The organism is Bacteroides sp. D55t1_190419_B8 (assembly GCF_015558905.1).
GTDB classification, from domain to species: Bacteria; Bacteroidota; Bacteroidia; order Bacteroidales; family Bacteroidaceae; genus Bacteroides; species Bacteroides vicugnae.
In genome coordinates, this window is the sequence record NZ_JADMOU010000016.1 from 46104 (window position 1) to 61120 (window position 15017).

At 42.2% G+C, this 15017-nt stretch carries 9 protein-coding genes; 5 read left to right on the top strand and 4 right to left on the bottom strand.

All coding sequences use genetic code 11. The features are described 5' to 3' along the window. Positions 1 to 384: 384 nt before the first annotated feature. From I2I13_RS14575 to I2I13_RS14585, 3 genes are all read right to left on the bottom strand, one after another. On the bottom strand, positions 385 to 3456 hold the full coding sequence (locus I2I13_RS14575) for a chondroitinase family polysaccharide lyase (protein ID WP_195649805.1): 3072 nt from the start codon (positions 3454 to 3456) through the stop codon (positions 385 to 387). A 35-nt stretch (positions 3457 to 3491) separates the two neighbouring features. Then, positions 3492 to 4184, bottom strand: a complete 693-nt coding sequence (locus I2I13_RS14580) for a DUF6250 domain-containing protein (protein ID WP_148365471.1) — start codon at positions 4182 to 4184, stop codon at positions 3492 to 3494. A 115-nt stretch (positions 4185 to 4299) separates the two neighbouring features. Further along, on the bottom strand, positions 4300 to 5670 hold the full coding sequence (locus I2I13_RS14585) for an LruC domain-containing protein (RefSeq protein WP_195649806.1): 1371 nt from the start codon (positions 5668 to 5670) through the stop codon (positions 4300 to 4302). Between the two features lie 325 nt (positions 5671 to 5995). Here I2I13_RS14585 and I2I13_RS14590 point away from each other — a divergent pair, with 325 nt between their 5' ends. Genes I2I13_RS14590 through I2I13_RS14610 form a run of 5 tightly spaced genes read left to right on the top strand, consistent with a single transcriptional unit; the run spans position 5996 to position 14324 of the window. Next, on the top strand, positions 5996 to 7168 hold the full coding sequence (locus I2I13_RS14590) for a HEAT repeat domain-containing protein (RefSeq protein WP_148365469.1): 1173 nt from the start codon (positions 5996 to 5998) through the stop codon (positions 7166 to 7168). 5 nt (positions 7169 to 7173) lie between these two features. Continuing rightward, positions 7174 to 8649: a glycosyltransferase family 2 protein gene (locus I2I13_RS14595; protein WP_148365468.1), complete on the top strand. Its 1476-nt coding sequence runs from the start codon at positions 7174 to 7176 to the stop codon at positions 8647 to 8649. A 26-nt stretch (positions 8650 to 8675) separates the two neighbouring features. Beyond that, on the top strand, positions 8676 to 11642 hold the full coding sequence (locus I2I13_RS14600; RefSeq protein ID WP_195649807.1) for a hypothetical protein: 2967 nt from the start codon (positions 8676 to 8678) through the stop codon (positions 11640 to 11642). Then, the gene (locus I2I13_RS14605) at positions 11617 to 13770 is read left to right on the top strand and encodes a DUF4838 domain-containing protein (protein WP_195649808.1); all 2154 of its coding nucleotides are present in this window, start codon (positions 11617 to 11619) and stop codon (positions 13768 to 13770) included. Before I2I13_RS14600 ends, I2I13_RS14605 begins: the two co-directional genes overlap by 26 nt. Positions 13771 to 13808: 38 nt before the next feature. Continuing rightward, positions 13809 to 14324, top strand: a complete 516-nt coding sequence (locus I2I13_RS14610) for a DUF1573 domain-containing protein (protein WP_195649809.1) — start codon at positions 13809 to 13811, stop codon at positions 14322 to 14324. 79 nt (positions 14325 to 14403) lie between these two features. Here I2I13_RS14610 and I2I13_RS14615 read toward each other — a convergent pair whose 3' ends face one another. Then, a complete protein-coding gene (locus I2I13_RS14615) occupies positions 14404 to 14964 on the bottom strand; it encodes a DUF4348 domain-containing protein (protein WP_167511794.1) in 561 nt (186 codons plus the stop codon). Between the last annotated feature and the right edge of the window lie 53 nt (positions 14965 to 15017).

Here is a 15017-nt window from a genome sequence, read left to right on the forward strand (position 1 = left end):
AATTATTTTAATTATATATCTGTCACCTGTCACCGATTGCTGCTTAACGATTTGATTATTAACAATTAACACCGTGACAGCAATCGGTGACAGCAGTGTGACAACAATAATGCTGTCACCAGAAACAGATAAACTACATTTCACAACGCGGAGGTATTCACTCTGGAAGCTCCAAGCAATCCTATTTATTTCATGAATGCATTACCTTTGTTTCTCGTGGGGAAACTTTTAGTTTCAAGGCTTGAAACCAAAGGTTTCGTACCGGGAAACTAAAGTTTCAGCACCGAGAAACAACAGTTTCAACGGCATGGAAACTATAGTTTCTCCAAGAGAAACTACTGTTCCCCTATCAGGGAAAGCAAATGATCTCCTGTTGTCTGACTTTTATCTCCTTAACTCCACTTCAAAGCTAGCGCCATCTTTGCAACTGAACTGCAAAACTGTTTGCTTCTTATCAGAAGAAATCACCTTGCAAAACGGAGTTTCTTCTACATTCCATTGCCCTTTTATCGTTACAGTCACAGGTATTTCACCACTGGCATTTTCAATCCATGGTCGGGAATAGATACTACGTTCGATGCGTTTCCCATCTTTATCAAACGCTTCATCGCTTGGACCGCGATACAAAGCCAAATCCGGTTGTGCCACCGTCAACTTAATCTTATCAGCAGATTCTTTATGAGTCATAACCAGACAGGAAGTATCCACACGTTGTAATAAACCACCCGGCAATGTCGTTTCAGGAGTTTCAAACAACACATAAGAAATGATCTGTTCGGAAACGGACTCTACAATATGTGCATTCCGGTCTTGCCGTAATACCTTATAAGTGGGCTTCTTTGCAAATTTCTTCATGAGAGCTTCATTCGTCTGAGGCAAAACAGCGTATTCGTAACTTCCGTTTTTCGGTGCCTTTCCATGATCTACAACCAAAGAAACCCAATCACCCTTTGTTTCTTTTCCTGTATTTTGCATTCGCGAGTATTGAGGAAAGTTCTTCTCAAACCGAATGGGAGTCGGAACATAATAACCCGTTCCCAAATGATCTACCCATACGTTCTTATCCCTTTGATAATTTTTCCAATAATCATGCCCTGCTTTATCAGTAACCGCTAATTGGAAGATAGTCGTTTCTGTCGGGAACTCCGTATTTGTATTTTCAATATCCGAACCAAGACAGACAATCATTCCATCGATGAAATGGTAAGATTTACGTGCCCGATGTGATCCGTTGTACTTATCATGCTCATGCAACTTCATTCCGAAATTACCATTCATCTTCTGTTGAGACAAACCACCGGCAAAAGCCTCGTCGGAGTAAAGCATCTCTTCCATTCCGGAGTAACTATCTACATTGAGCACCTTAGCCTGCAGTTGCTCCAATGGCAAATGAATAGATGTCACTCCCGGAATACGGTTCCAGTCAAAACCTTCCTGCTGCCAGCCACTAGTGGTGGGAGTTACTGTCTGTCCCGGCGCAGCAGTCAATATCTGTAAACTGCCGTGTGCCAGATAACGACCGTATAGATTTGCCCCCAGATAATGCTCTGCCGCCCATAAATAACGGGAATGTCCGCGTGCCACAGCCGACCAGTTACTACGACGTTGAACAGAGATGCAACCATATCCCATTGCTATATTTCCCTGCGGGTCCGTCTCCGGACGGAAACCTTTCTCTATAAGAAGTTTTGCCACCTTACGCTCTTCAGCATTTGAAACCTTAGGCATATATTCGGGAGAGTCATTTTCAATACTTGGGTCTGAAATCAGACGGAGGTAAGAAGAAGCCATTTCACTATCATATTCCTCCTTTCCATCGGGAGAACCGGCTAAAGCCATCATAGCAAAATGCATAGGAACCAGTTTACCTTTTCCATCCGGATGACGACCGGACATGGAAAGAGGGAAGTTCAGCTTATTGCAGTAAAAACGCATGGTCAACAGTACATTTTTCACGGTTTCATGAGCTAACTCGGAAATAGCAAATTCCGTCCGGCTGAAAAGATAGATCATATTGGTTGCTCCATCGAGTCCGCCCACAGCATAAGCCGGATAGTTGTTTCGATGATGGAAAGCACCTCCGTCTACTTTAAACGAACCGGACAATCCCAATGCAGGACGGCAACCAAAATCAATCCAACGGGAGAAAGACCGGAGATATTGTAGTTTTTCCGGTGTATCTTCCATCATTAAAATGCTGGCAATGCGTCCGGTGGTCTGTGTATTGAAAGAGTCCATATCAATTCCGTTGACTTCCGGTTTAGGGTATACTTCGTTAGTAATCGCATACCAGCGCAATGTCCGTTCGGCTTCCTGAAGTTTACCAGCTTCCCTAAGCACATCTTTCATCAGAAAATATGCCAGGTACAGACCGCGGACACTATAACCGTAATGATGGATGTTTCCCCAACAACTACCATAAGCTACTCCCTGATCGGTTATATGATCGTACATTGCCAAGAACTTCTTCTTCATTTCTTCCCGAATCACCGGATTTGCCGCATTATTATATGCAACGGCAATTCTTTTCATCAGGTCGAAATAAGCACGCATTTCCACTTCCATTTTAGTCAGCATATCTTTGTCCCAGTTCGGTATGATCCGTTCATAAGCTTCTGAAGCACGTACCATATAAACAGGTACTCCCGATACTTGACCGTTCTTGTAGGTTATCTGATAGAAATCATATTTCTTGCGGATAGTTTCCACTTCTTTATCTGTAGTTTTCCCTTTCGTGTAGATCATATCACGAAAACGCTTTTCCAACAGTTGCATTTCTGCTCTTTGCTTATCGTTCACAGAAGTCAATTCAATATCCGGTTTCAAAAGCGAGTGTTGATAGACAACCAGCCAATGGTTGGTGGTTCCGGCATTGACAAAAGGGACTTGCAGATCGGCTGTCTGTTGACGTGCATCAACCTTAGTAGCCGTAATCAGATGATCGATGAAAAGGCTTCCTTTTGAATTTGGAGCAATCATCCGAAGTTCATTCATGCCTTCCTCCGGTGTGCCTTGCATATCACGTTCATAGCAGACCCATGCAGCACGCCAACCACTGAAATTAATGCCAAAAGGGAAAGATGTGCATTGTTTGCCATCTTTCAGAAACTGAAACTCAATGGTCGCATTCTGGGGAACTTCATTATAAACCCACACAATAAAAGCGGAAAGGTATAAATCCTTGCCGGTCGGATCTTTCTTCTCAAACTTCAAATCTTTCTTGAATTCCAATATACCACCCGGTTCAAATGTCCATTCCAACGAATGTTTTCCATCTTTATAATGCAGGTCAGATACCGACAGGCGGGATTGGGTAGCGGTGATACAATCCGGGATTTGCGGTTCTTCAAAAGAAAACATCCGCTCATCTGTTACGACTTGTGCATGAAGGAATGCTGAGCACAAAAGAGAAAACAGAGTTGTCACTCCAAATTTAGTAAAAGGTTGTTTCATCATGGAAATATTGTCTTATCAGGTTTTCAGTATATCAGTCAAAGTATGGTCGCTTTAAAATCTGTAAAGAGTATATGATTCTGCAAAAGACGTAAACCGAAGTGTCCGTCACCTTCACCACCCGCAAGGGTATAGCGGAACAACTCTTCATCATTCACAGAATAAGTTGTGATTCCCTTTTCCACTCGAATCCGAATCTCATACCACTGATTGGGAACAAGTAAGTGGGAGGTATCAGTATATTCTTTCAATAACGGTTTCACCTTATCATCTGCCACTCCATAGTACTCTCCTCTGTATCGACGAAAACGGGTCGTTGAGTTATCATTTCCTCCGTATCCAACGTAGAAAAGGTTTAATGTATTGTAGTTTTTAAAGATGCCGTCACGCCACTGACTACGGGCAAAAAGATCATTAGGGTATTTAGGATCATTGGCAGCCCAAAAGCAGTTCAGATCACTCAAGCGGTCATACTTTCCACCTTGCATCACCATACAGATACGATAACTAATTTCATAATCACCTGCCAATCGTTGCCGATACCACATAGTCAGTCCGTCCGGAACTATCAATTCTAATGTATCTGCACGTTCTATTATCTGCAAAGCATGGGATGCATCTTCTATTTTCCACTGTTGCACAAAAGAAGCTTTGTGTTGTGCCAAAAGCATCACACTATCTAAGAGAAAAAAAGTAATCAAACTGTAGCCTATAAAAAATCGCTTCGTCATTACGGTATTAGTTTAAAGATTATTCTTCCGGATACAAAGAAACCCCTCTTTTTTCGAAAAGAGAGGTTCAAATTGTACAAAATATCTCAAATAATGTATTAACTGGTGATTTGTATTACCAATATCTTACGGTTTTTTCAGGATCAAAGCCCTCATACCAATTCTTATTTGAAGCACCTTTAGTATCCACCCAATTAGCAAATCCTGTATATGCTTCTCTAAAAGGTACACTTTCATAAGCATGACGTGCGCCAACCGGCATCTTCACTCCCCAAGTAGAACCTTTAGTGTTTGAATAATAAACATCTTTATCTAATGTAGCATCATTTGCAACCAATTCATCATATGCAGCTTTATAAGCAGAAGTCGGTGCATAACCTCTCATGTGTATTTCTTTACTACCGTTCACCTTAATAAAGAAATTCTGTCTATTAGTATCTAAAATCAACTCTCTAAATGCTGCAAGTTGAGCATCTCTTTCAGCTCCGGTTAATCCTTCTTTACCAATCAGTCTAACTTCAGCACGCAACATAGGTAGTCCTTCTCTTACTTTTCCTTGCGTTACCTGGAACATATCTTGGTTATTATCTTTCAAAGAGCTTAAACCATCCAATGTGATAACAGTGCCTTCAGTTTGCACTTTATCCACCGTTAATATTGCAAAACGTGGTTCAGTACGAGTATCATTGCTCCAATTCCAGTTTTTATTTTCAATCTTCACTACATCTTTTGTTGAAAGTTGTTCTTTAACTAAGTCTGTCATCGTTCCCTGACCACCTTTTAATACAAGGCTTGCAGTAATCTGATCAACATACTCGCTTTTCAAACCATCCAGTACAACACCCAATGCAGTAGGATAGATACCACCCATCGCACGAACGTCCAAAGTCAACAATAGTTCTTCTTTACCTCCTACAGTCTCCATCATCTGTTGACTATGACATTCAGTCACCTTCAAGTCATACTCGAATACAACATCGTTGAAATCTTCATCATACCATGAATCCAATTGAGTAGGCCAGCCATCTTCGAACATCACCACACCTGTGTTGTGATAGAAAAGATAGCCTTGGTCTGTTTCATTTGTCGGCTGCACTGCATCTTCAGGAAGCGCAAAAGTTACCGATGCCAGACGGTTTGTTTCAAAATTGAAACCAGTACCCTGATCTACACCACGACTAACAGGAGACAAAGCAAATTCTTTTGTAGCTTCTGTTCCCGAAACTGTATTGTATTTCATATACACTTTCTCGCAAGCAGCAGGAACATTCAACGTAAGAGTACGGGAATCTTTCACTAATACCTTTCCCACAAGCAGACTCGCTTCAGAACCACTTTTATCGGAATATACATTCACGAGTGCAGAAGCATTTACCGGATCAACAGTTCCCGGACCATCATTACCTTTTTCCAACTCATTATCAGAGCAGGAAGTAGTAATCAACATTGTCCCCATAAGGACATACACCAAACTTTTAATTTTCATCTTAATCTAATTTTTAAATTTATTGTTTGTTTCTGTTTCGCATGAGAACCTGGCTTATCACACTTATTTTCAGGCTCCATTTGTTAACTTATCAAAAATATATTTAACGCTTAACAGCTTTCCACCCTCCTTTATTTGTAATTTCAATCCTTTCCATCGAAAATAATCACAAGAGCTAAAATATGCCTCAAAAGAGCTGTTCATAAACAATGGATAATATATACAAGTTATTTCGTATATTTGCATTAGACAGAACATTCAATACAACAAATATAGAACTTTTATTCTGAATATACAAGTTTTATATCTAAATATATCAAGGGAAATGGATCAAGTACTGTATGGTATAGATTACATAGAATATTATTTCTATTGGATATATTACAAGTTTATTGGCTATCCTTTAATCATAAGAATATGCTCAATTGCTGTAATGTTTTGTATTATTGCGTACTTATTTCTCCTATTCCATATTATATATGGTATATTTAAAAGGCGAAAAGAGAAGCGAAGATACAATAAAGCGTTTGATAAATATTACGAAGAAATGAAAACTATCTCACTAGATTCCAACACATTGAGTGAAGAAGAGATAGCTGACAGATTAGAATATGATACGAAAAAGCGCCCAAAACCCAACGAGTTACGCATTATCACCCAACTGTTAACAGAAATCAAGAGTGTGCATGAAGATGAGATCAATGAACTAAACTACCAAACGATTCAAACTGTATTCCAAATCACACGTTTCCTTGAACGCGAACTTCAATTCGGTTCCAAAAGATCAAAGATACAAGCTCTGAAACTTATTCAGTCCATCAATGGTTATGCCTCTGAAGCGGTATTGGTGCGTTTCCTCTATCATCGTGAACTAGAACTAAGAAACTCGGCACGCTATACTTATATGTGGTTAAGTCAGGGTGATCCGTTCCGCTTCTTCGACGAAGATATCGGCATGAAGTTAAGGCAATGGGACATGATGGAGTTACACGCCATCTTGGAACACCGTAAAAAAGTGGGATATAACACACCCACCTTTATCAAATGGGTGAATACTTCAGCTGAAGAAAACGTTAAGATATTCTTTATCAACGAAATCCGGCTATATCATGAAACCGAAAGTGCCCCAATTCTCGCGAAGCAACTCAATGCCCGTTCTGTGGAAATACGGGGTGAAGCAATCAAGACTTTAGGTAAGCTAAAATACAAAGAGGTTGAACCTAAGCTGATTGAAATGTATAATGTACAACCGGAAGAAGTCAAACGACAAATCATTTCGGCTATTGCAGATCTGAAGACCGACAAGGCTTTAGGATTTCTTTACAACGCTTATGATGAAGCAGATAACTGGGGAACCAAGAGAGTCATACTCAAAGCCCTCTATGAGTATAGTGCAATGGGAAGGAAAACATTCGATCAATTGGAGAGAAAAGCAGATTCCCACACAGCTATATTGTTTGCCCACACCAAGCATCCGTTAATCAACCAGTTAAATTAGAGAATATGAGAGATATAATATTTACATTCTTCAATTATTTCGTATTCTTTTATACGAGCATGCTGGCGATATTCTTCGTCACATTCGCCTTCCTCTCTTTCATTTCTCTGAAACGGAGAAAGGATTACTATGTGGAAAGCTATATGCGGAAAACAATCAAGGAATCCCCCTATACACCGGGTATTTCGGTAATTGCTCCTGCCTTCAATGAAGAAAAGACAATCATTGATAATGTGAACTCCATGCTTGCATTGGAATATCCGCTTTTCGAGGTGGTTATTGTAAATGATGGAAGTACGGACAGCACATTGGAAAAGATGACCGAATATTATGAACTGGTAGAAGTGCCCTATGCTTATATCGAGCGAATCAAAACCAGACCGTTCCGAAGACTCCTCAAATCCTCCAACCCGAAATACAGCCGACTTATTGTTGTAGACAAAGAAAATGGAGGAACCAAAGCGGATGCATCCAATGCAGGAATCAACGTTGCTTCTTATCCGTATTTCATCTGCACGGATGTGGACTGCATTCTGGAAAAATATGCTCTTTATCGCTGCATCTCGCCCATTATATCTTCAGAAAAACAAGTAATTGCAGTCAGCGGAACGATGTTGATGGCTAACGGATGCGTCGTGAAAGACGGACAAATCATAGACGTTAGAACTCCCCGTACACCGATTCCACTTTTCCAGAATCTGGAGTATATGCGCTCCTATCTGATTGGTAAGATGGGGTGGTCCGCAATCAATGGAATGCCGAATGTCTCCGGTGGATTCGGTCTTTTCGACCGTTCGGTAGCGATTGCAGCCGGAGGATACGATGCTCCCTCTTTTGCTGAAGACATGGACCTCATCACCCGTATGGTAGGATATATGTGCGACTTCTCCCGTCCTTATAAAATCATACAGATTCCTGATACTTGCTGCTGGACGGAAGGGCCTCCCAACCTGGCAATGCTCTACCGCCAACGTACCCGTTGGGCACGGGGATTGTTCCAGACACTTAATATCCATCGCAAGATGATTTTCAAAAAGACATATAAGCAAATGGGAATGTTAACTCTCCCTTATATGTTCGTTTTTGAGTTTCTGGCGCCAATCATCGAGTTCGTCGGTTTGATAGTATTTATCTATCTGGCCTTTACAGGAGCGGTCAACTGGAACACGGCATGGATGATTTACCTGACGATATATACGTTCTGCCAGTTCCTTTCCATCGTCGTTATTACCTACGACTACTATGTCGGGATGCTATATAAAAGAGGATATGAATACCTATGGATTATCATTGCGTCCATATTGGAACCTATCTTCTATCATCCCATCATCACTTTCTGCTCATTGAGAGGATACCTTAGTTATCTGACCAATAGAGACTTCAAGTGGAAGAACATGGAACGTAAGGGATTCAAGCAGAAAGAAGAAAGTGCAGACGATACTGATATAAAGACAATGAAGCCTGAACCGGCTACGATTTAAACAAGAAAGATTAAAGACAAGATAGAATGAACAGAGAGTTTCTCCATAAAATCACCATATTAGGTTGTCTGTTTTTACTGATAACCTCTTCCTCCGGGACCGACAACGGATTCCAGACACCGGAGCAATATGCCCAGATTGTACAAGAGCATTTTGCGAACGAGGAATGGGAAGCAGGGAAAGAGCTATTGGAGGAGGGCCTTCAGAAATATCCGAATGTTTCTGACCTTGAATGGCTCATGGGAAAATACTGGTTCCACGAAAAGAACTACGACCAATCGCGTTATCATCTTGTCAAAGCGATAGACGACAACTACAACAACGTCAATGCCAAACATCTGCTGGTAGATGTAGAAGACATCACCGAGAATTATTCCAGTGCCATTTGCTACGTTAATGAGTTGCTGGAAGTGAATCCGTATTGGAGAGGTTTATGGCGAAGAAAGATTGAACTGTACCGCAAGCAGAACAACGATGTGGAAGCAGACCGTCTGTTGAAACGTATCAATCAAATTTACCCGAACGATACAATTCTAAGGAAGGATTATATCTACAGCATGGAGGTAGGCTACCAGCAAATGAAAAAAGGTGGTAACCGGAAAGAGGCCATCGAAAAGCTGACGGAGCTCATCAAAGTATCTCCCCAAAACGAAGAATATTATCTGGACATCATTAACCTGCATTTGCAGGAAGGAAACCGGGAAGCCGCTCTAGGCTGGTCATCCAACGGTTTGGCTGCCATACCGGGAGGCGGTGCGCTTATCGTCAAAAGGGCAAGTATTCTCAGCGAATTGGCACGTTATCCGGAAGCACTGGTGTTTATACGCGAGCAAATGCGAAGGAACAACAGCCCTGCCATACGGCGCATGTATAACGACCTGTTAATGGAGGCTGCCCGTGCAGAAAAGCAACGGGATCCTTATGTATTATATGGCATGGCCTATGAAGGAGGCAATAAGAACAAGGAAGCATTGGACTACCTGCTGAACACTTCCGTCACCCGAGGATATACCGACGATGCTCTCTTCTATATCAGAGAAGCTAAAAAACAATATGGCAACAATGATAAAGGAATTCTTTATAAAGAATATATGCTTTATCGCCAGATGAATGAGGATGATCTTGCCTATTCAACGCTGAAAAAGATGTATGAGATGTATCCTGATGATTATGATATTACGCTTGCCATGAGCGCACAGCACATGAAAAAAGCAGAAAAGCTGATGGAACTCGGTCTGTACGCAGAAGCATTGCCGCACGTATTGTTCGTTTCTCAAAAACATATAGACAATGATATGAACGGTGCCGCATGGGAAAAAGCCTTGAGTTGCTATATCAATATGAAACGTTACAATGAAGCACTTGCAACATTGGACACCATCACTCTTCACTTCCCTGATTACGAAAACGGCACGTTGAAAAGGGCATTTATTCTCGATAAAATGGATAAAACCGAAGAGGCTTTGCAACTGTATCTATCTGCCATCGAGCAGAGTGATGAGGATATGCGCATTTTCTATGTTATCGGATACGAGGAACTAGCAGTGCCGTACATCAAGAAATGTATGGAAGCCGGAGCTACGAAAAAAGCATACGAGGAATCTGTTAAGCTAATTAGCCTGAATCCATCAAGCGATCTCGGATTACAGTATGCCATCAATTCGTCCGGTTTACTCGGAAAATACGATGAATTCGAGAAATATACAGCACAAGGAATCAATTATTATCCTGAAGAACCATTCTATCAGGCTAAAAGAGCTACCGTGCTTGAACGTGACAAGAGATACGAAGCTTCTTTGGAATTTCTGAAGCCGATACTCAATAAATACCCGAGCAACAAAGAGATTATAGGTGCATTCTCACAGAGCAGTGAATACCGTGCCCTGCAACTGACAAAAGCCAAAGAACCGGAAAAGGCTCTCGCTGTTCTTGATACAGCTTTGCTTTATGACAGTCAGAACAAATCATTGAAGTACACCAAGGGAGTGGTATATGAAGCCAACCGTCAAGCGGATTCAGCCTATTATTACCAAAAGTACTACGAGCCATCCATCATGGAATATCGCTCTTTCCAACGACATTTATCGGGCCTTAGAAGCATGATGCTCAAGAATGAGATTGCTTTGACCTATCTCCGTGCACGCTACGGAGAAGAAGATATCATTACCTCTGTTGCAACAGCCGAATATACCCGAAAAGGCCAGAAGAACAGCTACACAGGACGCCTCAACTATGCAGGGCGAAGTGGCTCGGCAAGCGACAGCATGGAGGCTGAAGAACAGACACCAGGAGGGGTTGGCATTCAGGTACAAGGTGAGTGGACGCATCACTTCTCACCGAAGTGGAGCCTCACGGCCAATGCAGCCTTTGCGACCAAATACTTCCCGGACATTACCGCCGATGTTGCCGTTCGGCATTATCTCAAGAATGATTGGGAAATAGGCGCACACGTAGGCTATAGACGCGTAGCCGCTTACACAAAGCGTTATGAATGGAACGATGAATTCTTTGCAGGGGGCACCGGAGATAACGGTTATCTATTTACCGGTTGGAATGAATCAAAGACCAATCTGCTCACTGTAGGCGGAGAATTAGCCAAAACCATCGAAGTCGTTCGCCTCAACACGAAGCTGGACATGCATTTCTTCAACTCCAACTTCTATTACAATGCTCAGATTGGCGCCAAATACTTCCCGGCTAATGACGGAAAGACGAATATCAACGCTATGGCAAGCATCGGATCGGCACCGGAAACGGCCGTACTGGACTATGCGCTACCCGGCTCTTTCTCCCACACCAATACCATGGTAGGATTGGGAGGCCAGTATATGGTCAGTCCTAACATTACCATAGGCTTGATGGGTACCTGGAACACCTATTATAACCAAACCAATACGGTGCGAGGGACAAGTCCGTCCAACCAGATAGAATCCATATCGACACGCTATAAAAACTTATATAACATTTATGCACAAGTTTATATTTCATTCTGATACGCTTGGCCCTGTATTGGCAGGAATGATATGTATTTGCTGCCTTTTATCCGGTTGCCGTATGCAGGCACGCACGGAGATGTTCCCATCTAAAGAAGGGTATCTCGTCACCATTGGTGAGGATCCGACCGACAGAGACACCCGGTGGGCGAAATACCTGTACGAGCATCTCAAGAAGCGTGCAAACGACGATGAAATAGTAGCTTTTGGCGTTTCCGAAATGGACATGTGGCGCATCATCATACAGATAGACCCAACATTGCAGAGAGGATTCAAAGTAGCCTGCAAAGGCTCTGATATCAGACTGACCGCAAGTGACGACAAACAAATGTTATGGCTGCAATACCAACTGATAAAGAAGATCAGCAAAGAAGACCCGCGTATAGACGGTTCGGATCTTCCTCCCGCCCTTATCAATCTCAACGATACTTGCGGAGCTTTTGCATTTGACTATCAAAGTATTTATTCTCCATACGGCCTGAACGCCGATCATACAGGTGTTATCGGCCTGAACAACTTTGATGACAGCTGGGGAATATGGGGACACAACCTGCGAAAAGTCTTGGGAAAAGATGCAGAGAAAGTATATGCCACCATTCACGGGAAGACAGATGACTCACAACTGTGTTTCTCTTCCGAGGATATGTATCGCCAGATAGAAAGTTACATCGTAGATAACTTCGGTGAAAAGGGGAATTTCCGTTTTGTAATCGCACCGGATGATACTCCGTACGCCTGTACGTGTGCCACCTGTACCGCATTGGGAAATACAGAGAAGAACGCAACTCCCGCCATTACGGAACTGATCCTCCGCCTGTCGCAGCGTTTTCCCAAACACACGTTCTTTACGACTTCCTACCTGACTACGCAACAAGTCACAGACAAGCAGCTCCCGCCTAACGTCGGGGTAATTGTCAGCGCTATCGACTACCCACTTCGCCGGACAGACGGCAAGGATGAGCAAGACAAGAAATTTGCCGACCAACTCGACAACTGGAAGAAAGTAACGAACAACATCTATATATGGGACTATATCAACAACTTCGACGACTACCTCACTCCTTTTCCCATATTAAAGATAGCTCAACAAAGACTCCAATTCTTCAAACAACATGGAGCCAGCGGCATATTCTTCAACGGAAGTGGATATAGCTATTCTTCTTTCGATGAAATGAGGACTTTTGTACTATCCTCCCTCCTTATCAACCCGGAACTCCCGGTCGATGACTTAATCAGAAGTTACTTTAATCAGGAATATCCAGTATCAAAAAAATGGCTATACGATTACTACACTGAATTGGAGAACAATGCCCAATCCGGAAAACGACTCGGACTTTATGCCGGTATCAGAGAATCAGAAAAAGCATTCCTCTATCCGGATCAATTCATCAAATTCTATGATGAAATGGGAGATTTTGTTTCCGAAGCAAAAGGGAAAGAGCGTAAAAAGCTGCACGAACTTCAGACCGCATTGTCTTTCACACGCCTGGAATTAGGACGTGACCACGGCTTTGATGCTTACGGATATGCCAAACGGAATGGAAAGGAGGTCCAACCGGTTCCCCAAGCCCAGAAATGGATCACCCAGCTCAAAGAACACAAAGCATTTACCGGAATGGAATATTATAATGAGTCAGCCTATGAGATCGACTATTATATAAAGGAATGGGAACAATACCTACTTGCTTCCGACATCAAGAAAAACTTGTTTTTAGGACTCAATCCTTCAGCAACTCCTAAACTGAATAAAATTGATTCCAAGAAACTGACTGATGGCACTCACGGTTTACCCGGAGACTATCATTGCGGTTGGGTAATCATTCCGGGAGAAGAATGTACCATCAACCTGCCGGTGAAAGGTATCAACGCATCAGGAACATTCTATATCAGCTTTCTGAATCTTCCCCGGCATCACATCTATGCGCCACAACAAATTCAACTGTTGAAAGACGGAATAGCCTATAAAACAATAGACCTGAAACCGGAAGACGCCCCGGAAAAAGGGGAAATGATAAAAGCCACCGTTCCGGCAGACCTGAACGGAGCAGAACAACTAAGCATCAAAATCAGTTGTTTAAAGAAACCGGAAGCGCAAATAGGTATCGATGAAATTGCATTCATCCCTTAGATGCTGAAAAAGTGATATAATAAAAATAAATGGCAACAATGAATAAATCTATATTCTATATTTTCCTACTGACGGCACTTCCGCTCTGCTTTACAGGGTGCAGGAAGGAAGTACGTCCCACAAGCATGACGATAAAGGATTCGGTCAGGCACTATTACCCCATCAAGCAAGGTCAGCAGCTCGATATCATGTTTACTATCACCAATACAGGAGATGCTCCGTTAATCATTTCAGAAATGCAACCTTCCTGTGGCTGTATCATTCTGGATAAAAGTTCGCATATCATCATTCCCGAAGACGGAATCAGACAATTCAAGGCAACCTACAATAGTATTAAGAATGTAGGCGAGGTGGTTCACCGCATCCGGATTTTCGGTAATATGCTCCCCGACGGAAGAGCCGAACTCAAATTTGATGTTAACGTAGTCCCCGATGCAGACTATACACGTGATTATGAGGAACTCTATCAGGATTTCAACACCAAGAACGGTATTGTCAGAGAGATGGTGGATGGAAAAGAATCCGAACTGGGATATTATGTCGGAGAACCCTAATCAATATCATGTATTAAGTATCAAGTATTAACATCAAATGACTGGCTAATACTTGATACTTAATACTTATTTCTCCTTTCTAAGGATGTATTTCTTTGAATGCGGCATTTTCTTCTTTCACATTCTGAATAGTCTGCTTTAACTCTCCAATCGGCAAGTCATATCCATACCAACCTGTATAGCAATCTACCACATACCATTTCCCGTCCGACTGCAACTCGAACTCGACACGCAAATCAACCTCGGATTCTTCATAGCCTGCCTCAAAGATTTTATGCTTCGGTTCATTCAACGTAAACTTGGAAACATAAATACCTCCCTCTTCCTGGGTGATACGTTCTTCCTTCATTGTTTCGCTATCCAGCAACGGCCACTTTTCCCGAGTGAAAGGGAATGTTTTCTCGGTTTCTCCGTCATCTGCCAACAAAGTGATCGGAGTCTTTAATGGGAACTTGATACGAGTATACTGGAAGGCTGCACTGGAAGTAAATTTATCCAAAAAGGATTTGAAATCTTCACCGTCTTGTGTAGTCAGTTCATTATCGGCTTTTGCCTTAGAACTATTACCGCAGGAGATAAACGAAACGCCTGCGAGCAGCATCATAGCCAGCAAGCAGCATACAAACTTTTTAGCTCTCATAACACTATATAAATTAAGAGTTTAATTGACGACGCAAAGATAATGACAAGTTT